16 protein-coding genes and 1 pseudogene are annotated in these 22,630 nt (G+C 74.5%); 3 read left to right on the forward strand and 14 right to left on the reverse strand.

Going from position 1 to position 22,630, the window contains the following annotated elements; genetic code table 11:
* Nucleotides 1–96 precede the first annotated feature (96 nt).
* From ABZV00_RS32870 to recN, 7 genes are all read right to left on the reverse strand, one after another.
* Entirely contained in the window at nucleotides 97–2,586 is a 2,490-nt protein-coding gene (locus ABZV00_RS32870; protein ID WP_355613447.1) for a hypothetical protein, read from the reverse strand.
* The gene (locus ABZV00_RS32875) at nucleotides 2,586–3,746 is read right to left on the reverse strand and encodes a glycosyltransferase family 4 protein (protein ID WP_355613474.1); all 1,161 of its coding nucleotides are present in this window, start codon (nucleotides 3,744–3,746) and stop codon (nucleotides 2,586–2,588) included. The genes ABZV00_RS32870 and ABZV00_RS32875 overlap by 1 nt, the downstream gene beginning before the upstream one ends.
* A 79-nt stretch (nucleotides 3,747–3,825) precedes the next feature.
* Nucleotides 3,826–5,550 carry a lipid II flippase MurJ gene (locus ABZV00_RS32880; RefSeq protein WP_355613449.1) on the reverse strand — a complete coding sequence of 575 codons (1,725 nt, stop codon included), beginning with the start codon at nucleotides 5,548–5,550 and terminating at the stop codon, nucleotides 3,826–3,828.
* A 1-nt stretch (nucleotide 5,551) separates the two neighbouring features.
* Nucleotides 5,552–6,418, reverse strand: coding sequence for a hypothetical protein (locus ABZV00_RS32885; protein ID WP_355613451.1), 867 nt, complete (start codon nucleotides 6,416–6,418; stop codon nucleotides 5,552–5,554).
* Nucleotides 6,419–6,461: 43 nt separating this feature from the next.
* Nucleotides 6,462–7,403 (reverse strand): copper transporter, encoded by a 942-nt coding sequence (locus tag ABZV00_RS32890; protein ID WP_355613453.1) that lies wholly within the window; start codon nucleotides 7,401–7,403, stop codon nucleotides 6,462–6,464.
* 27 nt (nucleotides 7,404–7,430) lie between these two features.
* Entirely contained in the window at nucleotides 7,431–8,609 is a 1,179-nt protein-coding gene (gene steA / locus ABZV00_RS32895) for a putative cytokinetic ring protein SteA (RefSeq protein WP_355613455.1), read from the reverse strand.
* A 119-nt stretch (nucleotides 8,610–8,728) separates the two neighbouring features.
* Nucleotides 8,729–10,486 carry a DNA repair protein RecN gene (gene recN / locus ABZV00_RS32900; protein ID WP_328414239.1) on the reverse strand — a complete coding sequence of 586 codons (1,758 nt, stop codon included), beginning with the start codon at nucleotides 10,484–10,486 and terminating at the stop codon, nucleotides 8,729–8,731.
* A 101-nt stretch (nucleotides 10,487–10,587) separates the two neighbouring features.
* On the opposite strand from recN, the gene ABZV00_RS32905 reads away from it, so the two are divergent.
* Complete coding sequence (locus tag ABZV00_RS32905) at nucleotides 10,588–11,592, forward strand: helix-turn-helix domain-containing protein (protein ID WP_355613457.1); 1,005 nt, start codon at nucleotides 10,588–10,590, stop codon at nucleotides 11,590–11,592.
* 51 nt (nucleotides 11,593–11,643) lie between these two features.
* Here ABZV00_RS32905 and ABZV00_RS32910 read toward each other — a convergent pair whose 3' ends face one another.
* From ABZV00_RS32910 to ABZV00_RS32930, 5 genes are all read right to left on the reverse strand, one after another.
* Nucleotides 11,644–15,372: a S8 family serine peptidase gene (locus ABZV00_RS32910; RefSeq protein ID WP_355613459.1), complete on the reverse strand. Its 3,729-nt coding sequence runs from the start codon at nucleotides 15,370–15,372 to the stop codon at nucleotides 11,644–11,646.
* A 231-nt stretch (nucleotides 15,373–15,603) separates the two neighbouring features.
* A complete protein-coding gene (locus ABZV00_RS32915; RefSeq protein WP_355613461.1) occupies nucleotides 15,604–16,488 on the reverse strand; it encodes an NAD kinase in 885 nt (294 codons plus the stop codon).
* Nucleotides 16,489–16,594: 106 nt separating this feature from the next.
* On the reverse strand, nucleotides 16,595–17,455 hold the full coding sequence (locus ABZV00_RS32920; RefSeq protein WP_355613463.1) for a TlyA family RNA methyltransferase: 861 nt from the start codon (nucleotides 17,453–17,455) through the stop codon (nucleotides 16,595–16,597).
* 38 nt (nucleotides 17,456–17,493) lie between these two features.
* Nucleotides 17,494–17,790, reverse strand: a complete 297-nt coding sequence (locus ABZV00_RS32925; RefSeq protein ID WP_355613465.1) for a hypothetical protein — start codon at nucleotides 17,788–17,790, stop codon at nucleotides 17,494–17,496.
* 28 nt (nucleotides 17,791–17,818) lie between these two features.
* Nucleotides 17,819–18,403 carry a hypothetical protein gene (locus ABZV00_RS32930; protein ID WP_355613466.1) on the reverse strand — a complete coding sequence of 195 codons (585 nt, stop codon included), beginning with the start codon at nucleotides 18,401–18,403 and terminating at the stop codon, nucleotides 17,819–17,821.
* Between the two features lie 111 nt (nucleotides 18,404–18,514).
* Here ABZV00_RS32930 and ABZV00_RS32935 point away from each other — a divergent pair, with 111 nt between their 5' ends.
* A complete protein-coding gene (locus tag ABZV00_RS32935) occupies nucleotides 18,515–18,853 on the forward strand; it encodes an SCP2 sterol-binding domain-containing protein (protein WP_355613468.1) in 339 nt (112 codons plus the stop codon).
* 67 nt (nucleotides 18,854–18,920) lie between these two features.
* Here the strand turns inward: ABZV00_RS32935 and ABZV00_RS32940 are convergent, their stop codons facing one another.
* Nucleotides 18,921–19,946, reverse strand: coding sequence for an HAD-IIA family hydrolase (locus tag ABZV00_RS32940; RefSeq protein ID WP_355613470.1), 1,026 nt, complete (start codon nucleotides 19,944–19,946; stop codon nucleotides 18,921–18,923).
* Between the two features lie 443 nt (nucleotides 19,947–20,389).
* Nucleotides 20,390–21,022, reverse strand: a pseudogene (locus ABZV00_RS32945) (hypothetical protein); the annotation flags it as partial.
* On the opposite strand from ABZV00_RS32945, the gene ABZV00_RS32950 reads away from it, so the two are divergent.
* Nucleotides 20,915–22,630, forward strand: a 1,716-nt coding sequence (locus tag ABZV00_RS32950; protein ID WP_355613476.1) for a hypothetical protein, incomplete at its 3' end; no start/stop codon positions are given. The pseudogene ABZV00_RS32945 and the gene ABZV00_RS32950 sit on opposite strands and share 108 nt — an antisense overlap.

Below are 22,630 nucleotides of genomic sequence, written 5' to 3' on the forward strand. Positions count from 1 at the left end.
CGATCCACGGGATTCCACGGTAACACCTCCCGAGCGGGTACTCGCAGGCCGCACCCGGCTGGGACACCAACGGGCCATCACGACGACGCCCGACGCTCAGGGAGCGGCCACCTCGCTCGACGACCGGGTGCCCTCCCGGGGCGGCCCCGCCACCGTCGGGGTGACCTCCTCCGACGGATCGGCCGGTCGCTGCGCCGGCGCCACGGGCGACCCCGCCGGGGCGTTCGGCTTCGGCCCGCCCGAGGGCGGCTCAACCGGTTCGTCAGCGCTGGAGCCGTCGCTGACCCGGTCAGCCGGCACGTCGGGAACCGCGGGTGACGCGACCGGCCGTGGTGGACCGGCGGGTGCGCCGCTGATCGGACGGGGGTGCACCGCGCCCAGCGGCCCACCACCGCCGGTCGGGCCGTCACCACCACCGGCCGGACCAGCGCCGCCGGAGCCGGAGCCGGAATCGTCGTCGGCACCGTCGTCACGAGCGCGGCTCCCGCCCGGACGGGTCCGGTCGGCGGCGTGCCCGAGCACCCGCAGCGAGGCCAGCGCGGCCATCGGCACCACCAACGCGGCGGCGGCGCCCGCGACGTCCAGCGCCGCGCCGTCGAGCACACCACCGAGCACCGCGGCGACCGCGGTGCCGGCCAGTGCGGCCCGGACGGCCGGGTAGATGCCGAACAGCCGCATCAGCCCGCCCCACGGCTGCAACAGGGCGAACCACACCAACAGCGCCCCGGCCAGAGCCAGCACGGTCAGCGGGCTGTTGACCAACGTCTCGAAGTTTTCCGTGCTGGACCGGTGCATGGCGAACCCGCCGGTGCCGTCGCCGACGGCGGACAGGAACCGGCCCAGGCTGCCCCGCTCCGCCGCCGGACGGCGCAGGTCCACCACGGCGAAGCCGATGCCGACCGCCAGGGCGGCCATGGTGGCCCAGGCCAGCCGGCTGATCGTCAACCAGCCGCCAGCGCTGATCACCGCGGCCACGCTCAGCCCGGCGGTGAGCGCGATCGCTCCGATCGGGTCGGCACCCAGATACGGGCTCCCGACCACCACCACGGCGAGCCCACCCACGGCCACCATCACCGCCGGCCGCCAACCGCGGTGCACCCGCTGGGCGAGCCAGCCGCCACTCAACAGCGCGCCGGCCAGGAACACCCCCAGCCCGACCGTGCTCAGGCCGGCGTACCGGCCACCCTGCAACGCCGAGTAGCCGACCACCCCGTTGAGCTGCAGGCGGGCGCCGGTGAGCACGTCCAGCCCGACGACGAGGGTGGTGAGGCCGGCCACCGCGCCGAACGGGCCGAGGGTGCCGGCGTACCCGGGGGTGAACCGGACCGCCGCGGTGCCGGCCGCCACCAGCAGCGCGGTGACACCGGCGAAGATCCAGCCGGGGTGCTCGCCCCGCCACCAGGGCACCGCGTCGGCGAGCAGCGCGGCCGGCACGGTCAACGCCGCCGCCACCAGCACCAGCTCCGCCACCGACATGACCCGCCCGGACACCGGCGTCGGCCCACTCGGGCCCGCGTGCGGGCGTGCCCTGCGCAGCAGCGGCAGCACCGCGAGGGCCAGCAGCACCTGCACCCCGGCGAGCAGGGTGAAGAACCCACCGGAGACCGTCCGCTGGGCGGCCGCCTCCCGGTCGGCGTCCGCCGGAGCGTTGATCGCCTCCGCCAGGTCGGCCGGACGGCCGTCCGTACTCACCGCCGGCCGGCCGAGGAAGAGCCGCTCCGGCATCGGCCGACCCAGCGCGGCCAGGGCGGTCGGTGCGAGGTCGACAAGTTGCAGATACCCGTCCCGCCCCGTGCTGGCCGAGGTGAGCCAGCCCCGCTCCCAGCCCGGCCCGTCGGCGACCGCCACGTGCAACCGGGACGGCTGGGCGGTGTCGGAGATCCCGGCGACCAGCACCAGCGACCGCGGCGGCCGGGCGGCCAGCACCCGAGCCAGCTGAGCGTCCGCCGCGCGGGCCTCCTCGGCGCGCACCGCAGGGTCGGACCCGTCGACCGTGCCCAGCTCGACGATGCTCAGCACACACGAGCCGAGCAGCCCGCGCGGATCCTCCGGCAGCGCGGAGGCGTACCGGTCGACCCGGCCGAACGGGCGGGCGGCGGCCACGGCCGCGCCCGGGCCGACCGCGACCGAGCAGCGCACCGACTCCGCCAGCGACCCCGGCACTGTGCCCCAGGGCAGCACCTGCTGGTTGTAGTGGACCACGCTCTCCTGGTCGGGCAGGTTCGCGCCGATGCCGTCCGGTTGCTCGACGGCCACCCCAGTCGCCGGGCAGCCGCCGGCCGTCCGGCTGCCGTTCCAGGCCGCGAAGCTGCCCGCGCCCAGGGTCAACCACCCGTCCACGGGGCAGGTGGGCCGGTGCGCGGAGCGCACCGACAGGGAACCGATCGACCCGTCCTGGGCCATCCGCCACAGCGTCGGGGTGCTCTGCGGATCCACGTCCTCCCAGCGCAGGCCCGCGATCCCGGCGAGCACCACGAAGTCGGCGGTGCGCTGCGGGGTGCCCTGGGGTGGGCGGGCCGCCAGCGCGGTGATGCCCAGCGCCACCACGAGCACGGTCAACAGGGCGGGGGCGAGTCGGCGCAGCATCACCGGTGTCCCGTCATCGGGGCGTCGGAGTCCGGGGCCGCCGGACCGGCAGGGTCCGCGGCCAACTCGCTGTACAGGGCGGCCAGCGCCGCGACGGTGTCCGCCTCGGTGGGCCACGTCGCCGCCCGCTCGGCGCCGCGCCGGCCCAACTCGGCGCGGGCCGCCGGGTCGTCCAGCAACGCGCGCACCGCCGCGTCGACCGCGTCCACGTCGCCGGCGGGGACCAGCGTGGCGGCGTCGCCGACCAGCTCCGGCAGCCCGCCGACCGCGGTGGCCACCAGCGGTACGCCGGCCCGCAGCGCCTCCTGCGCGAAGAGCTGCCGGGCCTCCCAGTCGCTGGTCACCACCGCGAGGTCCGCGCCGGCGAGCAGGTCGGCCACATCGGTGCGGTGCCCCAGCAGGGTCACCGGGGCGCGGGCCGCGGACGTCCGGGCGGCCAACGGCAGGTAGGCCGGGCCACTCCCGGCGATCACCACGACCGGCGGCGGTGTGCGGGTACGCCAGCGGGCCGCCGCGTCGATCAGCACGTCGTAGCGCTTCTGCGGGTGCAGCCGACCGACCGAGACGATCAGCGGCTGATCCGGGCGGACACCGAACTCGGCCCGGACGGCGGCCGGACGTCGGCGCGGCGCGGGCAGCGTCGGCGCGGCGACCGGGGCGAGCCGGGCATCGGCGGCGCCCAGCGCGGCAGCCCGTTGCACCAGGTCCGCGGAGGCGCCCAGGGCCACCCGGGCACCCCGGGCCACCACCCGCTCGGCGAGCCGGGACACACCGCCCCGCAGCCCGCCCGCGAGCACCGCGTTGTGCCAGGTGACGATCAGCGGGGCGGACGGGCGGGCCAGCACGGCCACCAACCCGGCACGCAGCCCGTGCGCGTGCACCACATCGACCTGCTCGACGGCGAGCGTCCGGCGCAGGGCGAGCACCGCACGCGCGTCGGCCGGGGTCGGGCTGGCCGGGATCTCCACCGGCTGGAAACGCGCGCCGACACCGGTGAAGTCGAACTGCTCCTGCGTCGCCGCCGGTCCGCAGACCAGCACGCTGGCGCCGGCCGCCACGAGACCACGCGCCACCGAACGGACGTGCTGGCCCACTCCGCCGGTGCTGGAGGCGAGCAGCAGCGCAATGGTGCCCGACCATCCGGTGGGCAGAATGGGCAGGCCCGGCTCACTCCTCGCGCTCACCGCGCCGCCGCCGTTCGCGACTGCGGGGCTCGCAGGCCCGGCTCACTCCTCGCGCTCACCGAGACACCGTCTCCTTCCCGTCGCCCCGCTCCGGGGGGACCGTGCCCGGCGGCGGCGTGCCGGCCCGGTCCCGCGACCCCCGCCGGCCCGCCCGGCCCAGGCGCCGCAGCACCCCGGCGAGCAGTGGCCGTACGTCCCGCCGGTCGACGAACCAGACCACGGCGAGGAACACGGCCCCGACCAGAACCCCGGACAGCATGCCCTGACCGAGTGCCGCCGCCATCGTCGGGGTGCCGCCGCCCGGCGTGTCGAGCCAGCGGGTGAGGCCGAGCCCGGCGAGCGCGGCGAGCACCCCACCGAGGCCGCCGGCCGCCCCGGCCCGAGCCGCGCCGGCCAACGCCGGACGGCCGGCGCTGCGCCACACCGCCACGACCAGCAGCGCCCCGAGCACCAGCATGCCCACCGAGTTGGCGGCCGTCACCGCGAGCACCCGCTCCCGCAGCGGCAGCAGCACGCCGAGCAGCAGGACGGCGGCGGGAACCACCAGCCAGCCGACCGCCGTGGCCACGGTCGCCGCCCGGGTCTCCCCCCGGGCGTAGAGCGCCCGGGTGAGCACCGCGAACAGGCCGTAGCCGAGCAGACCCGGGGCGAACCCGATGATCGCGGCGGCGGCGGTCGACGCGGTCGACGCGGTCGACGCGGTCGACGCGTTGTTGAAGAAGAACTGCCCGATCGGCCCGGCGGTGCCGATCAGCGCGGCCGCGCCGAGGCAGCTGAACAGGAGCACCCCGCGCACGGCCGGCGCGAGGGTCGCCCGGTAGGTGTCCTCGTCCCCGGCGGCCTGGGCGGCGACCAGGGTCGGGTACGCGGCGATGGCCAGCGGCACCGCCAGCACCGCCCAGGGCAGCAGATAGACGGTCTGCGCCAGGTTGTACACCCCGGGGTTGGTCTGCGCGCCGTAGGTGACCTGGTGGAGGCTGACGATCAGCGCGATCTGCTGCGCGCTGACGGTGACCGCGCCGGCCACCGCCAGGCCGCCGACCCGGGCCCGCGCGTCGGCGGGGAACCCGAACCCGGGCCGCAGGCGCAGGCGCAGCCGCCGGACCGGAATCAGCAGCGACAGCGACAGCACCACCACGCCGAGGGTGGTGCCGGCCGAGAGCAGCAACTCGCCGCTGGGGGTCACCCCGCCGACGGTGGCCAGTCGGCCCTGGGTCGCGGTGAACCCCAGGTAGACGACGATCACGGTGAGGCTGGACAGCAGCGGGGCGAGCACCGGCCAGGCGAAGCGGCGGTGCGCCTGGAGCACCCCGGTGAGCACGATGCCGACGCCGTACAGCGGCAACTGCGGGGCGAAGACCCGCAGCATCCGGGCGCCGCTCTGCTGCTGGGCGGCGGTCAGGCCGTCGCCCAGCGACCCGATCAGTGGCCCGGCGAACAGCACGACGAGCACGGCGAGCGGCACCAGCAGGGCCAGCGTCCAGGTCAGCAACGCCCCGGTGGTCCGGGCCACCGCCGTCCGGTCGCCGACGGCGACCGCGCCGGCCAGCAGCGGTACGACGAGGCTGGCCAGCGCTCCCCCGGCGACGATCTCGAAGATGAAGTTCGGCACCGCGTTGGCCACCACGTAGGCGCCGCCGAGGTCGGTGGGCGCCAGGCTCCAGGTGAACACGGCGGTACGGCCGAAGCCGGCGAGCCGGCTGAACACGGTGAGGACGGCGATGAGCGCGGCTGCCCCGGCCAGCCGGCCGGCGCCGGCGAGGGGTGCCGGTCTGGTCACGTCAGTCGGCGCGCCGGCCCAGTGCGTCAAGCTCCCGCAGCCCCGGGGTCCGCTGGATCACCGACGTGAAGCTGACCTTCTCACTGGCGGCGGTGAGACCGGCGAGCACGGCGAGCAGCCCCGCCCGGCCGAGCGGGCCGGTCCGGGCGGCGAGCGCGACGCCGAGCAGCGCACCGAGCGCGTTCGCGCCGCTGTCGCCGACCATCACCTCCTCGCTCAGGTCATCGCGGAGCAGGCCGGCGGCGGCGCCGACCGCGCCCGCGGCGATCCCGCCGTGCGGGCCTGTGGTCAGTGGCGCGCCGAGCAGGAGCCCGGACTTGAGGGCCCGGCCGGGCCGCAGGTCGAGCAGGTTGAGCAGGTTGGCGGTGCCGGCGATCACCCCGGCGCCGAGCAGCACGTCCACGCCGCGGCCGAACGCGCCGTGGCGCTGGCGGCGCGGGTGCGCGGCGACCCGGGGGTCGGCGGCGAGCAGCGCGGCGGCTCCCAGCCCGGCGGCGCCGACGCCGACGACCTTGATCAGCCCGGCGGTGACCCGCCCCTCGCGCAGCGCGGCGAGGTGGCCGGCGAAGCCCTTGGACGCCTTCTGCTCCGGGCGCGCGCCGACCACGTCGTCGTACAGCCCGACGCCGCCGGCGCCGAGGCCGGCGACCAGGGCGGCCCCACCGGAGGCGGCGCTGGTGGAGCCGAACGCGCTGGCGGCGGCCGCACCGGCGGCGAGCGCCGGCCCGGCGGCCAGGGTCACCGTCCGGCCGCGGAAGTTGGTGCGCTCCAGCGTGGACGCGACCGGGGCGGTGCGGACCTCGCGCAGCGCGTAGCGGGCGGCGGCGGCACCGGCGCCGGCGATCAGCAGCCGGCCCAGCCCACTCACGCCGTCGCCTCGTCGGTTTCGGACACGGGGGTACGTGGTTCGCTCACTGGGGCAGTCTAGGCAGCAGCGAGGCGGCGTTGTCGCCGACGCCGTACTGACCGGCCTTCTTTTCGGTGAGTTGCTGCACCAGGGCGAGGCTGGTGACCAGTTGGCCCTGCACGGTGTTGGCGTTGTCGACGGTGGAGATGGTCTGGGCCAGCACCGGGTCACCGCGGACCACGGCGACCAGGTTGCCGCCGACGGAACCGTTGCCGCCCACCACGATCGACCCGGTGCGGTCGAACTGTTCGGCGATCTTGACGACCGACTCGTCCCGCTTCTCGGAGTCCTTGTCGACGTACGGCTGGCCGCTGACCACGACGACGGCCTCCGCCGAGCCGGTGACCTTGGTGTTGTCGGTGGTCAGGTAGCCGGCGTTGTTGTACGCGGCGAGCACCGCCCGCCGGTCGGCGTCGCTGACCGGTGCGGCGCCCTGGGCCCGGTCCAGCAGGACACTGGCCAGCAGCGCGCTGGAGGTCTCCACACCGTGCCCGTTGCCCGGCAGGCCGGTGGTCTGCGCGGTCGGCCGGGCGGCGGTGACGGCCAGCTCCAGGAGGTTGGAGTTGTTGTCCGGGTTGATGAACTTGTCCTGCACGTCGACCCGGCCGGTGATGGTGGCCCCGGCGAGCTGGAGCTTCTTGAGCACACCCTCGGTGTGGTCACGCCCGTTGGGCAGGCTGAGCACCACGACCCGGCGCCCGGCGAGGGTGCCCGGCAGGACGACCTGGGACATCTCCTCGGCGAACTCCTCCTCCAGACCGAGCTGCTTCTCCATGTTGTTGACCGTCTGGCGCCACTGCTGGTTGTCCTTGCGCAGCCCGGTGACCTGCTGCTTGAGCGAGTCGGCGACCGGGCCGTTGAGGGCGGCTGTGCCGACCACCAGGCCGATCGCCAGAGCCAGGAAGACCGCGGTGAGGGACACCACGTGGTAGCGGAAGTTGATCACGCTTGCAGCCTCTTGATCGGTCGGGAACTAGAAAAGCCGGTACAGCTGGAACACGAAATTGTCCCACCACTCGGCGGCCACGCCCAAGTACGCCTTTCCGACGGTGGAGACGGCCACCGCCGAAGCCATCGCCGCGATCGCCGAGAGCACCAGCAGCAGCAGCGACGAACCGGAGATGCTCTGCCGGTAGAGCCGGCTCACGCCCTTGGCGTCGACCAGCTTGCCGCCGACCTTCAGCCGGGTCAGGAACGTCGAGGCCATTCCGCCGCGACCCTTGTCCAGGAATTCGACCAGCGTGGCGTGGGTGCCGACCGCGACCAGCAGCGAGGCGCCCTTCTCGTCGGCCAGCAGCATGGCCAGGTCCTCGCTGGTCGCCGCGGCCGGGAAGGTCACAGCCGGGACGCCGAGGCCGTTGACCCGGGGCAGGCCGGGCGCCCGCCCGTCCGGGTAGGCGTGCACGATCACCTCGGCGCCGCAGCGCAGCACGTCGTCGGTGACCGAATCCATGTCCCCGATGATCATGTCGGGGGTGTAGCCGGCCTCGACCAGCGCGTCCGCGCCGCCGTCGACGCCGATCAGCACCGGCTTGAACTCCCGGATGTACGGGCGCAGCACGTCCAGGTCGGCCTTGTAGTCGTAGCCGCGCACCACGATCAGGCAGTGCCGGCCCTGCATCTGGGTCTGGATCTCCGGCACGCCCACGCCGTCGAGCAGCAGGTCGCGCTCCTGGCGGAGGTAGTCCATGGTGTTGGCGGCGAACGCCTCCAACTGGACCGAGAGCCCCTCCCGGGCGTCGGCCATCGCCTTGGCGACCGACTCGGCGTCCTGCAGGCTTCCGTGCGCCACCGGCTCGTCCCCGGCGAAGACCGTGTTGCCCTCGATCCGGACCTGGTCGCCCTCGCGGATCCGCTCGAAGACGCCCTCCCCGAGGTCGTCCAGGAGCGGAATGCCGGCGGCGATCAGCACCTCCGGGCCGAGGTTGGGGTAACGGCCGGAGACCGACGGCTTGGCGTTGAGCACCGCCGCGACCCCGACGGCGACCAACGAATCGGCCGCCACCCGATCCAGGTCGACGTGGTCGATGACCGCGATGTCACCCGGGCGCAGCCGGCCGACCAGGCGTTTTGTCCGGCGATCAAGGCGCGCGGTGCCGAGGACTCTGCCCGGCTCCGCGTTCCGGTGCCGGCGCAACGTGGGTAGACGCATCGTGACCATCCTGGCATGTGGGGCAGGCTTTTCTGTCGCGACATGCCTGAGCAGGGCCGCCTACCCAGGGAAGCACACGTCGGCGCACGCCGGTGTGCTTGCCATCACAATACGCGGCGTCACGGACGCCTTTCCTTCGCCGCCACGGCCAGAAGCTCCTCGGCGTGGGCGATACCCAGATCCGAATCGGGTAAACCAGCTAGCATCCGAGCCAGCTCCCGGGCCCGTTCGGTGTCCTCCACCACCCGCACCCCGCTGGTGGTCACCGCGCCACCGGTGTCCTTCGCCACCACCAGGTGCCGGTCGGCGAACGCGGCAACCTGCGGCAGGTGGGTGACGACCAGCACCTGGTGACTGCGGGCCAACCGGGCCAGCCGCCGGCCGATCTCCACCGCCGCCTGACCGCCGACCCCCGCGTCGACCTCGTCGAACACCAGCGTGGGCGGGCCACCCGAGCCAGCGAAGACCACCTCGATGGCGAGCATCACCCGGGACAGCTCACCGCCGGAGGCACCCCGCTGCAACGGCAGCGACGGCGCGCCCGGGTGGGCCAGCAACCGCAGCTCCACCTCGTCGCCGCCGTCCGGGGCGACACCCACCTCGACGCCGTTGACCGACAGGGCCGGCTCGGCCCGCCCCGCCGGGCGGGGCAGCACCGCCACCTCGATCCGGGCGTGCGGCATGGCCAGCCCGGCCAGCTCGACGGTGACCTGGTCGGCGAAGCGGACCGCCGCCTCCTGTCGGGAGGTCGACACCCGCCCGGCCAGGTCGGCCACCTCACCGGCCAACCGCTGACCGTCGCGCTCCAACTCGTCGAGCAGGTCGTCGGAGGTGTCCAGGTCGGACAGTCGGGTGCGGGCCCGCTCGGCCCACGCGATCACCCCGTCGACGTCGTCGGCGTACTTGCGGGTCAGCGCGCGCAGCGCGGCACGCCGCTCGTAGACGTGCTGCAACCTGGCCGGGTCCGCGTCGAGCGTCGCCAGGTACGCCGACAGCTCGGCGGAGACGTCGGTGACCAGGGTGGCCGCCTCCTCCAGCCGGGCCGCCAGCTCACCCAACGCCGGATCGGTGCCGGCCTGCGCCTCCAGGGTGCGCCGGGCGGTGCCGAGCAGCACCGCCGCGTCCGGTGTCTCGTCGGCCGCCTCCGCGCCGCCCGCCACGCACTGCTGAGCCACCTGCGCGGCCGTGCGCAGCCCCTCGGCGTGCTCCAGCCGCTGCGCCTCGGTCTTCAGCTCGTCATCCTCACCGGGCTGCGGATCGACCCGGGTGATCTCGTCGAGACCGAGCCGCAGCAGGTCAGCCTCCTGGTTGCGCTCACGGGCGTTGCGCCGCCGGTCGGCCAGGTCGTCGACCACCCGCCGCCACCCGGTGTACGCCTCACGCAACGCGTCGAGCAGCTTCTCGTGCGCCGGACCGGCGAAGCGGTCCAACGCGGCCCGCTGCTCGGCCGGACGCAGCAGCCGCAACTGGTCGGACTGGCCGTGCACGGCCACCGCCTGCTCGCCGACCTCACCGAGCATCGACACCGGCATGCTCCGGCCACCGAGATGGGCGCGGGACCGGCCCTCCACCGTCACCGTGCGGCTCAGCAGCAGCGAGCCGTCCTCGTCGGGCTCGCCGCCGGCATCGGTGATCCGGGCGTGCACCGCGTCCGCGACGCGGCCCTCCAGACGCAGCCGCCCCTCCACCACAGCCCGGCCAGGCTGGGCACGAACCCGCCCGGCGTCGGCCCGGCCGCCGAAGAGCAGGCCGAGGCCAGTAACCACCATCGTCTTGCCCGCACCGGTCTCGCCGGTGATGACGTTCATGCCGCCGGTCAACGGCAGCGTGGTGTCCTCGATGACGCCCAGTCCGGTGATGCGCAGCTCTTCCAGCACAGCACCCGACAGTAGACGCGAGGCCCGACAGTTGACCAGCCGACCGGCCCGCAGACGGGCCGCAGTACGGCCACGACCTGGCCGACGTACAGTTCTGCCCCGTGTTGGACGTGATCGGCCTGACCCCGGCTGAGGAGGAGCTCTACCGCTGCCTGCTCCAGCTCACCACGGCCCGAATCGACGAGCTGGCACACCGGCTGCACCGGCCGCGCGAGCAGGTCGTCGCCCAGGTCGAGGCGCTGCGGACCAAGGGCCTGGTGCAGCCCACCGACACCGACCCGGACGCTCCCCTGCGCCCGACCGCCCCGGATGTCGCCCTCGGCGCGGCGTTGCTGCGCCGGCAGGAGGACCTGGAGGCGGCCCGGCGGCGGGTCACCCAACTGGCCGAGGAGTACCGGTCCGGGCTGCGTCGGCACCACGTGGATCACCTGGTCGAGGTGATCACCGGCACCCGGGTGCTCCGGGATCGGCTGCGCGATCTGCAGAATTCGGCGCGTACCGAGGTGCTCTGGTTCTGCCGGGCGAACCCCCTGGCCATGGCCGGGCCGGAGAACGTCGAGGAGTTCGACGCGCTGGCCCGCGGGGTGAGCTACCGGGCCATCTACGAGCGGGACATGCTGCTGGAACCGGGCGCGCTGGTCGACCTGGCCAAGGGGGTCGCCGCCGGCGAACAGGCCCGGGTCCTGGACCGACTGCCGGTCCGACTGGCCATCGTGGACGCTCGCACCGCGATCTGCCCGCTGATACCCGACCGCGACGGCGGCGAGCCGAGCGCCGCCGTGATCGGCCGCAGTCAACTGCTCGACGCGCTGCTCGCCCTCTTCGAGAGCCACTGGCGGGTGGCCACCCGGCTACGGCTGGAAGACCCGCTCACCGAACCGCCGACCGACGGCCGGCGGGCCGACGCCGACGGCTACCAGCCGGACGCCGACGAGGCGCGGCTGCTGTCGCTGTTCGTGGCCGGCGTACCGGACAAGTCCATCGCCTCCCAGCTCGGGGTGAGCCGGCGGACCGTGCAGCGGCGACTCGCCGACCTGATGGCCGTCGCCGGCGTGGACACCCGGCCCGGGCTGGCCTTCCAGGTCGCCCGCCGGGGCTGGATCTGAGTCGGACCCGATCGGGGTGGGACGGCCCACGGCCGCCCCACCCCGCTCAGATCAGCGCAGCCCGTACGCGTCGACCACGGTCTGGTCGACGGTGTTACCGGCCCGGTCGCGGGCGTGCACCCGCAGCGACACCGTGCCCTGCCCGGTTGGCACCTCGGCGGTGAACCGGGTACCCGATCCGCGCACCGGCGCCGCCCGCCAGGTGCGCCCGCCGTCGAACGACACCTCGACCTTCAGGCTGGTTCCGGTCGGCGCCGACACACCCGCCGGCTGGCGCAGCGTCAACCCGAGCTGGTGCGGCCGACGGCCGGCCACCTCACCGCGCAGGTCGGCCGGGACCCGGTAGTCCACCTGCAGCAGCGACAGCGGCCGAGCCGCGTCCCCGCTCGGGCGGGCCGAGGTGAACTGCCAGGCCGTCTCCGTGCGGGTGGCGTAGCGCCACTCGTCCGAGGACCGCTGCGTGGTCAGGTCGAGCCGGTAGCGGGCCGACTCCGAGGTGGTGGGCACCGGCGCCCAGCCACCGGCGAGGTCGGCGATCTGCTTCCCGTCGCGGCTGAGCCGGGCCTGCACGGTGTCCGACTCCTCGCTGCCGCCGGCCGGGCTGTAGTGACCGTCGGCGTCGACGAACTCGGGCACCCGAAGGTCCAGGACGTCACCGGTGCGGCTGGGCACCGGCAGCCCGGCGTTGGCCGGCACGGCCGGCCGGATCACCGGGGCGTGCCAGCTCTCGGTGTCCCGGTCGTCGGCGGCGTACCGCCGGGGCTGCTGGGTCAGACCACCGGTGAGCTTCCCCCAGTTCGAGAACATCATCTTGTGCAGGACCCGGTGCTGCCACCAGGCGTCCCCGGCGCTCACGAACTCCTGCCGGGTGGTGCCGGTACGCACCAGCCGCTGGTCGTCGTTCCAGGAGGTCTCCTGCCACGGACGCCAGCTGAACCGCTGCTCGGTGGCCCACTCCGAACCACCGACGTCGCCGTAGCGGGCCGTCACCTCGGCGGTGTTCTTCGCGGTGACCGTGTGCACGATCCGCTCCGGCACCCGGCCCTTCGAGACCTGCCACACGTCGTACAGGTAGGGGCTGTCCACGGTCAACGTCAGGTCCAGCGTCGCCCGGCCCTTCCGCGCCGCCGCGATCACCCGCTGCCCGTCGTCGTACGCCACCGCCAGCGCGGGTACGGGTAGCCGGTCCCCCAGCGGGGTCCAGACCGTCCACGCGCTCCGGTCCGCAGCCCGGACGATGAGCACCGTCTTCGCACCGGCCGCCGCAGCTGCCGCGATCTGCTCCTCCTCCGAGACGTCCGGGCTCTCGGTGAGCAGCGCCGCAGCGCCGCGCACCCGGGCCAGATCGGCCGCGGTGCCGGTGCCCGCCCAGACCAGCGGCAGCTTCCGCCGGTCGGTGGGCGCCGGCGAGTAGCCCATCAGGTTGATGTCCAGCGGACCGGACACCCCGCTGATCCGGGCGTCCACCATCGGTGCGACCAGCTGCCAGCGCGAGGAGAACTCAAACTCGCCCTGGCGCACCTGCCGGGTCGGCGTGACGTTGACCTGCTGAATGGTGCTGAAGGTCATCACACCGTGGTCGACCTGCCGGCCGTTGCCGAAGACCCGGTGCTCGTAGAAGCTGATCGTCGCGCGCTGCTCGGCCGGCTTCGGCGTCTCGATCCGCACCGGAGTGCCCTTCCGCGGGTCGAGCATCACCGTCATGTCCCGGTCGACCATCAGCTCCGGGTCGGTGACCAGGGTGATCTGCTCGTCCAGCGGGGCGCCGTGCTCGATCAGCGCCTCCAGCAGGTACGGGCCCTCCTCGACCTGCACCTGCGTCTCGCCGCCGCTCCAGCCGAGGTAGTCGGACTCGGGCTGCTCGCCGAAGAGGGTCAACACCGGCGACACGCCCGGCTGACCCTGCATGTCCAGCACCTTCATGGTGAGGGTGTGCACCGGGCCGCTGAGGGTGAGCGCGACGGCGGTACGCACCACGATGCCGTCCGCGCCGATGGCCACCAGCCACCCGCTGTGCACGCCACGGCCCAGCTTCGCCGGGTCGGCGCGCAGCGGCACGGCGACGCTGCCGCCGGCCGGCACGGTCACCTCACCGCCACCACCGGTGACCCCGTCGGGCTCGGCCGTGCCGCTGTCCAGGTTGCGCAGCTCCAGGGCCAGCCGCAGGGTCTGCGGGGTCGCGCTGCTGTTGGTGTACGTCACGGACCGCTCGGCCACCACGCCACCGGTGCTCAGCCGGCCGAAGTCGGCGGTGGCGGTGCCGTACACCCGCTGGCCGAGCGCCCGGGCCACATCGACCCGACCGCCGCCCTGCTCGAACACCGTCAGCTCCGGGTTCGCCTTCGTGGTGCTGACCAGCGCGTCCTTGAGCTTCCCGGCGACCCAGTCGGGGTGTTCCTGGGCGAGGATCGCAGCCGCGCCGGCCACGTGCGGAGTAGCCATCGAGGTGCCCGACGCCTGGGTGTAGGCGTCGCCCACCGGCGTACCCATGGTGGTGCCGGCGGCCCGGGCGGCGATGATGCCGACGCCCGGCGCGGTGATCTCCGGCTTCAGTCCGTTGTCGCCGAGACGCGGACCGCGGCTGGAGAACTCCGCGAGGTTGTCGTCGCGGTCCACCGCGCCGACGGTGAGCGCCGCCGCGGCCGCTCCCGGCGTGCCGACGGTACGCGGTGCGCCCTCGTTGCCTGCGGCGATCACGAAGAGCGCCCCGGTCTCGGCGGTCAGGTCATTGACCGCCTGGCTCATCGGGTCGGTGCCGTCGGTCGCGGAACCGCCGAGGCTCATGCTGACCACCTTGGCGCCGGAGCGGGCAGCCCACTCCATGCCGGCGATGATGGACGAGTCGTAACCGGAGCCGCCGTCGTCGAGCACCTTGCCGATCAGCAGCCGCGCACCGGGCGCGACGCCCTTGCGCAGCCCGCCGGAGGCTGCTCCACTGCCGGCGATCGTGGCCGCCACGTGGGTACCGTGGCCGTGCCCGTCCCGGGCGCTGCCGCTACCGGAGAAGTCCTGCTCCTCGGCGATCCGGCCAGCCAGGTCGGGGTGAGTAGCGTCGACACCGGTGTCGAGCACCGCCACCCGAACGCCGCTGCCGTCCCGGCCGGCCGCCCAGGCCGTCGGGGCGCCGATCTGCGGCACGCTGTGCTCCAGCGTCGGGTGAACCTTCCCGTCCAGCCAGATCCGGGCGACACCGGCGCCCAGCCGGGCCGGCGAACCCGCGGCGGTACGCGCCAGCGGCGCGCCACGCAGCGTCGTCCAGAAGCCACCAAGATCGCCCTTGCCGACCCGCATCGCCGCGCCGTTGATGCTCTCCAACGCACGGGCGTCGGTGGCACCGGCGAGCGGCCGGACCCGGCCGGCGCTCTGCTCCTGGTAACGCACGATCAACGGCAGCGCGCTCTGCGCGGCGTCGCCGTACCCGTCGGCGGCCAATTCCTGCACGTCGAACAGGTTGGGGTCGAGTACCCCGGAGGAGAGGTACGGCACGACGTCGCTGGGCAGCACCCGCAGCCCGCCGTCGGCCTCCACGGTGTGGAAGGTGATCCGCTCGCGGCCGGGGCCGGGGCGGACGGTGGCGGCGACCCGGCCGGGCGCGGACGGCACCAGGTCGACCTGGTCACCGGTGATGAGGGTGATGCGGACGGGCGCGGTGCCCGGGGCGGACGTGCCCGGGCTCGGGCCGGTGGGCCGGGCGGGCGGTTCGGCGGACGCCGGTGCGGCGAGTCCGACCACCAACGCGCCGACCGCGCCGGCGCTGAGCCAGCGTGGGGGCCAGTGCATGAGATGCGCTCCTCTACTCCAGGGGGGGCCGATCTCAGGGAGATCAACCGATCGGAGTCTGCGACGAAACGCGTCGAATGGTCACTAGCTGCGGCACGCCGCACCGGCGACATGTCGCCAGGTGGACATCGGGCGGCGGGTGCGGGGCAATCGGGTGTCCGGCGGGTTTCCGCCGACCATCCGGGTGCCGTCGGCCCTGCCCAGGGCGGTGCCGAGCCGGCCGGCGGTGGGTCAGCGACGAGAGCCGCGCCAGCCGTGCACCGGCAGCCCGAACTTGGCGACCAGCCGGTCGGTGAACGGGCGGGCCCGCAGCCGGACGATGCGTACCGGCAGGGCGCCCCGACGCACCGTGACCCGGGCGCCGGGCGGCAGGTCGTAGACCCGCCGGCCGTCGCAGCAGAGCACGGCGAGGGTGGTGAACGGGTCGACGGTGATCACGAAGGTGGACGTCGGGGCGGTGACCAGCGGACGGCTGAACAACGCGTGCGCGCTGATCGGCACCAGCAGCAGCGCCTCCACCTCCGGCCAGACCACCGGCCCGCCGCCGGAGAACGCGTACGCGGTGGAGCCGGTGGGGGTGGCACAGACCACGCCGTCGCAGCCGTAGCGGGACAGCGGCCGGCCGTCCACGTCGACGAGGAGCTCGAGCATCTGCGCCCGCTCGCCCTTCTCGACGCTGATCTCGTTGAGCGCCCAGGACTCGATGGTGGGGCCGCCGTCGAACTCGGCCGTGACGTCGAGCGTGAGCCGCTCGTCAACGGTGTAGTTGCGCCCGACGACGTCGCGGACCGCCGTGTCCAGATCGTCGATCTCGGCCTCGGCGAGGAAGCCCACCTTGCCGAGGTTGATGCCGAGCAGGGGCGCCTTCGCCGGTCGGGCCAGCTCGGCCGCGCGCAGGAAGGTGCCGTCCCCACCGAGCGCGAAGACGATCTCGGCGCCCTCGGCGGCCTCCGGACCGGCGACCGGCACCACGCCGGGCAGGTCGAGGTCGTCGGCCTCCTCGGCGACCACCCGGACCTCGAAACCCGCGGCGATCAGGTCGGCGGCGACCGCCCGGGCGTGCTCGGTGCTGCGCCGACGGCCGGTGTGGGTCACCAGCAGCGCGGTCCGGTTCATCGGACCGACCGCTCGGCCGCGTCCGGGCGCTCAGCCGTCGTTGCCACTGCCCCGGTGCGGCCGCGTGTCCCGCGTGCCGTGCCGGAGCCCTCGCTGCTGCACGCGTTCACCCTGCGACCTCCTCCGCCGCCGCGGCCGGCGCGTCGCCGGCCGTCGTCGGGCCGTCCGGCCCGGCTGCCACCACGGTCCGCACCCGCTCCGGGTCGGCCGGTGGTGCGCCCCGGCGCAACCATACGAAGAACTCCACGTTGCCGCTCGGCCCGGGCAGCGGGCTGGCCGCCACGTCGGCCAGGCCGAGGCCGAGTTGCGCCGCCGCGGTGGCCACGTCGAGCACCGCCTCGGCGCGCAGCGCCGGATCGCGGACCACACCACCGGCGCCGACCCGCTCCTTGCCCACCTCGAACTGGGGCTTCACCATCAACGCCAGGTCGCCGTCGTCGCGGGTGCAGGCGGCCAGCGCCGGCAGCACCAGCCGCAGCGAGATGAACGACAGGTCGGCCACCGTGAGGTCGACCGGCCCGTCGATCGCGTCAGGATCGAGCGTACGGACATTGGTGCGTTCCAGGACCCGGACCCGCTCGTCGGTGCGCAGCGACCAGGCGAGCTGCCCGTAGCCGACGTCCACGGCCACCACCTCCGCGGCCCCGGCGCGCAACAGCACGTCGGTGAAGCCACCGGTCGACGCGCCGGCGTCCAGGCAGCGCCTGCCGGCGACGCTCAGCCCACCGCGCGCGAACACGGCCAGCGCACCGGCGAGCTTGTGCCCGCCCCGGGAGACGTACTCCTCGGTCGGGTTGGCGCCGGTGACCAGCAGCGGATCGGCGGGGTCGACCATCGCGGCGGCCTTCCGCGCGGGCACCCCCCGCAGCTGGACCCGGCCGGCCTCCACCAGCGCGGCGGCCTGCTCGCGGGAACGGGCCAGACCGCGGCGGACGAGTTCGGCGTCCAGCCGGTTGCGACGTGCCATGGGTGCTTCTCCGGTCTGCTCAGGCCTGGTGGTCCCGCTCAGGTCTGGTCGATGGTGGCGAGGGTTTCCCGCAGCGTCTCGTAGGCCGCCTCGTACTGCGCGATCTGGTCGGCCGGGGCGAGCGTCGCCGCGTTGGCCATCGCCTGCACGGCGGCGTCGACGGCCGGGTGCCGCGCCGTGTCGTCCCCGACGTCCGGCTGCGGGCCCGGGCTGGCGCCGTACGGCGGGCTCGGCCGGGCGGCGAACGCCCCGCTGGCCGGCGGACCGGGCCGGATACCCGGCGGCGGGCCCGGGCGGGCGTCGGACGGCGGGCCCGGGCGGCCGTCGCCGGTCACCGGGGGCTCCGGCAGGTCGGCGCGACGTTCACGGGGTGACGTCCGGCCGCCGCTTGCGGACCGCCTTCTTGGCCGGCATGTCCGACGGCGTCGGGGCCTCGTCGGTGGTCCGGCTGATCGTCGCCGGTGGCTTTCTCGCGATGGCCTTCTTGGCCACCGCCTTCTTCGCCACGGCCTTCTTCGCGACCGCCTTCTTGGCCACCGGCGCGGAGACCGGGGCGCCCGCTGGGCCGTCCGACGGCACCAGACCGGCGTCCGGCGGCGCGGCCTGCGGGGTGGGAGCGGCGGGCGGCGCGATGGCCGGCTCGGCGCCCCGCGCCTCGCGCAACTGCCGTTCCAGGTCGCGCACCCGTCGGGTCAGCTCGGCCACCTCGTCCGCGGTGGCCAGGCCGACCGCGCCGAGAGCCCGGTCGACCTCGAAGCGGACAAGCTTGGTCAGCGCCTCCCGGTTGGCGGCGCCGGTGGTGACCAGCTCCTCACCAAGAGCCTGCAGTTGGGCGGCGGTCGCGCCGCCCGAGCCGACGAGGCGACGCGCCACGTCCTGGGCCTTCTTCCGGGGCGCCTCCGCCAGGCCCATGGCCAGTTCGAGATAGGCGCGCCACGCGTCCTGCATGCCTGAGTCCTTCCGCGGGGCGGGGTGTGCAGGTGTCACGCTACCGGGCACCCCGGACTGTCCTGTGCGGTACGGTGCCGGGGACGGCGTGGCGATCAGCGAGGGGGAGACGTGGCCAGCGTGGACGAGTGCCGACAGGCATTGCAGGAGCTGGCCGCCCGGCTGGATCACAACGCCGATACGGTCCGCGAACGGATCGACCTGGACCGGACGCTCGCCTGCCGGATCACCGACCTGGACACCGCGTTCCACGGCCGGATCAGCGACGGCCGGCTGATCGAGCTGACCGACGGCGACGACCCGAAAGCCAAGATCGCTCTGAGCACGTCCAGCGACGACCTGCTCGCCCTGGTCCGCGGCGACCTGGACGTCACCGGCGCGGTGGCCTCCCGCCGGGTGTCGATCAAGGCCAACCCCTTCGACCTGATGAAGCTGCGCAAGCTGCTCTGACGAGCGCCGGCCCCGCCGGGTACCTGGCGACGGCCGACGCCGGTCGCCCAGACGACCAGGGCCGGGGTCACCCGCCCGTGGGCAGACCGAAGCTCTCCAGCGCGCGGCCCGCGTCGTCACCTGCCGGGCGGATCCGCGGAGGCGTCGGGGCCGACCAGGCCGCCGCGCAGAGCGCCGCCAGCGCATCCAGTGCCCGACCCGAGCCGCCCAACTCCAGCGTGCCGTCGTGCTCGCTCACCGACCAGCCACCAGCGTCCGCCGGACCCGGGACCCGCACCGCCGCAGCCGGGTCGAAGAGCCCCGCCAGGTCCCGCGCCACGTACGTGGGACGGCGCTTCGGCTCGGCGGCGAGCAGGTCGGGTACGCCGCTGACCCCGGTGAGCACGAGCAGGCTGTCCAACCCCGCACGACGGGCACCCTCGATATCGGTGTCCAGCCGGTCGCCGACGACCAGCGCCCGGCCGCCGTCACTGCGCCGGGCGGCGGTCTCGAACAGCGCCGACTCCGGCTTGCCGACCACCACGTCCGGGTCTCGCTCCAGCGCGGTACGCAGCGCGGCGACCAGCGCGCCGTTGCCCGGCAGCGGTCCCCGGCCGCTGGGCAGGGTCCGGTCGGTGTTGGTGGCGATCCAGATCGCGCCGGCCCGCACGGCGACCGAAGCCTCGGCCAGATCGGCCCAGCCGACCTGCGGACCGTAGCCCTGAACCACCGCAGCCGGCTTCTCGTCCGCCCGGGAGACCGGGGTCAGCCCGACCGCGCGCAGCTCGGCGCGCAACGCCTCAGCGCCGACGACCAGCACCGGCGCGCCGGCCGGCAGCCGGTCGCGCAGCAGCTCCGCCGAGGCCGCTGCGGAGGTGAGAACCTCCTCCGGCCGGGCCGGCACACCCATCCCGGTCAGCAGGTCGGCGACGTCGCTGGACCGGCGCGAGGCGTTGTTGGTGGCGTACGCCACCGCCCGTCCCTCGGCGTGCAGCCGGGCCACCGCCTCGACGGCGCCGGGGATCGGCCGGTCGATCAGGTAGATCACCCCGTCCAGGTCGAAGACGACCAGGGTGTACCCGTCGATCAGCCGCTCCCCGGCGTCCGCGCTCACCGCTGCGTCGACTCCGACTCGTCGCCCCGGGCCGGAGCAGTCTCGTCGGTGTTCACCGCGTCGCCGTCGCCGGCCGCCACTGCCCGGTCGCCAGCGGTGTCCGCCTCGGCGCTCTCGCCCGGCTGGCGATCGTCGTCTTCGTCGTCTTCGTCGTCGTCGTCGTCTTCGTCGTCGTCGAGGTCGTCTTCGTCGTCGTCGTCGTCGTCGTCTTCGTCGTCGTCGTCGTCTTCGTCTTCGTCGTCGTCTTCGTCGTCGTCGTCTTCGTCTTCGTCGTCGTCGTCGTCTTCGTCGTCTTCGTCGTCGTCGTCGTCTTCGTCTTCGTCGTCGTCTTCGTCGTCGTCGTCTTCGTCTTCGTCGTCGTCGTCGTCTTCGTCGTCGTCGTCTTCGTCGTCGTCCTCGTCGTCGAGGTCGTCGTCGTCGTCCTCGTCGGCGTCACCAGCGGCCAGGTCGGTGTCCGGTCGTGCCGGCACCGCACCGGGAGTGCCCGGGCCAGCGGCGATGTCCTCGGCCGGTTCGTCCTCGTCGTCACCCTCGATGACCACACCGTCGAGCTCTAGCAGCCGCTCCGCGGCGTCGGTCTCGCCCTCGGTGTCCACGTCGGCGGCGCGGGAGAACCACTCGCGGGCCTCCTCGCGCCGGCCCACCGCGAGCAGCGCGTCGGCGTACGCGTAGCGCAGCCGGGCGGTCCACGGCACGGTGGCTTCGCTCGTGAGGTCCGGGACCTGGAGCATCGCCACCGCGGCGTCCTTCTGCCCGAGGTCGCCCCGGGCGCCCGCGGCGACGATCAGCAGCTCGATCGCGACGGCCTGGTCCAGCTTCTCCCGGTCGGCGCCGCGGAACAGGTCGATAGCCCGCTCCGCCCGACCCAGGGCGCGCTCGCAGTCCGCGAGCACGGCCAGGTGACTCTGCAACCCGGTCATCCGGTGGTACGTGCGCAGCTCGGCGATCGCCGTCTGCCACTCCCCCGCGTGGTACGCGGCCAGGCCGACCGCCTCACGGACGGCGGAGATGCGCGACGCGAGCCGCCGGGCGGCCAGCGCGTGCGCCAGCGCCTCGGCGGGGTCCTCGTCGATCAGCTGACCGGTGGCGACCAGGTGCCGGGCCACCGTCTCGGCGACCGGCTTGTTCAGCGAGAGCAGCTCAGCTCGAACGTCCTTGTCCAGGTCGGTCGCGACGATCTCGTCCGGCAACGCCGGGGCCGAACTGCGCCCGCCCTCGAACGACTCGGAGGCCGCGCCGCGGTCGTCGCGGCGGAACTCCCCCTCGCGACGCGGCCGGTCATCAGCCCGGGAAGCACCCTCACGGTCGCCACCGCGGTAGCCGCCCTCACGACGGTCACCGCCGCGGAAGCCGCCTTCGCGGTCACCACCCCGGAAGCCACCCTCGCGGTCGCCGCCCCGGAAGCCGCCCTCACGAGGCGCGCCAGAACGCGCACCGTCGCGGTCACCACCCCGGAAGCCGCCCTCACGCGGAGCGCTCGACCGGGAACCGTCACGGTCGCCGCGGTAGCCGCCTTCACGACGGTCGCCACCACGGAAGCCGCCCTCACGCGGAGCACCCGAACGCGAACCGTCGCGATCGCCGCCGCGGAAGCCGCCCTCACGCGGAGCGCTCGAACGCGAACCGTCACGGTCGCCGCGGTAGCCGCCCTCACGACGGTCACCGCCACGGAAACCGCCACCCTCACGGGGCGCACCGCCCTCACGACGGTCGCCACCGCGGAAACCGCCCTCGCGGTCGCCGCCACGGAAGCCGCCCTCACGGGGAGCACCCGAACGCGAGCCGTCGCGGTCGCCGCCACGGAAACCGCCTTCACGACGGTCACCGCCACGGAAACCGCCCTCGCGGTCGCCGCCACGGAAACCGCCCTCACGGTCGCCGCCACGGAAACCGCCCTCACGCGGAGCACCCGAACGCGAACCATCACGGTCGCCGCCACGGAAACCGCCTTCACGACGGTCACCACCACGGAAACCGCCCTCGCGGTCGCCGCCACGGAAGCCGCCCTCACGCGGAGCACCCGAACGCGAACCATCACGGTCGCCACCGCGGAAACCGCCGCCCTCACGCGGCGCGCCGGGCCGGAAGCCACCCTCGCGACGCTCGCCGCCACGGAAACCGCCCTCGCGGTCACCGCCGCGGTAGCCGCCCTCACGCGGAGCACTCGGCCGGGAACCGTCACGGTCGCCGCCGCGGAAGCCGCCCTCACGACGGTCACCACCGCGGAAACCGCCCTCGCGGTCGCCGCCGCGGAAACCGCCCTCACGGGACGGGCCGGAACGGGTGCGGTCACCACCCTGATAGCCGCTTTCACGACGGTCACCACCGCGGAAGCCGCCGCCTTCACGAGGCGCGCCGGAGCGCGAGCCGTCACGGTCGCCACCACGGAAGCCGCCTTCACGACGGTCACCGCCACGGAAGCCACCCTCACGGGGCGCGCCGGAGCGCGAGCCGTCACGGTCGCCGCCACGGAAGCCACCCTCACGCGGAGCACCCGAACGCGAACCGTCACGGTCGCCACCACGGAAACCGCCTTCACGACGGTCACCACCGCGGAAGCCACCCTCACGAGGCGCGCTCGACCGGGAACCGTCACGGTCGCCGCCACGGAAGCCACCCTCACGCGGAGCACCCGAACGCGAACCGTCACGGTCGCCACCACGGAAACCGCCTTCACGACGGTC

The organism is Micromonospora sp. NPDC005173, from assembly GCF_040608515.1.
Classification (GTDB): Bacteria; Actinomycetota; Actinomycetes; order Mycobacteriales; family Micromonosporaceae; genus Micromonospora.

Excerpts from the sequence above, each read along its gene's own strand:
- ABZV00_RS32870 (WP_355613447.1), bottom strand. The coding sequence starts at position 2,586 with ATGCTGCGCCGACTCGCCCCCGCCCTGTTGACCGTGCTCGTGGTGGCG.
- steA (WP_355613455.1), bottom strand. The coding sequence starts at position 8,609 with ATGCGTCTACCCACGTTGCGCCGGCACCGGAACGCGGAGCCGGGCAGA.
- ABZV00_RS32910 (WP_355613459.1), bottom strand. The coding sequence starts at position 15,372 with ATGCACTGGCCCCCACGCTGGCTCAGCGCCGGCGCGGTCGGCGCGTTG.
- ABZV00_RS32915 (WP_355613461.1), bottom strand. The coding sequence starts at position 16,488 with ATGAACCGGACCGCGCTGCTGGTGACCCACACCGGCCGTCGGCGCAGC.
- ABZV00_RS32920 (WP_355613463.1), bottom strand. The coding sequence starts at position 17,455 with ATGGCACGTCGCAACCGGCTGGACGCCGAACTCGTCCGCCGCGGTCTG.
- ABZV00_RS32930 (WP_355613466.1), bottom strand. The coding sequence starts at position 18,403 with ATGCAGGACGCGTGGCGCGCCTATCTCGAACTGGCCATGGGCCTGGCG.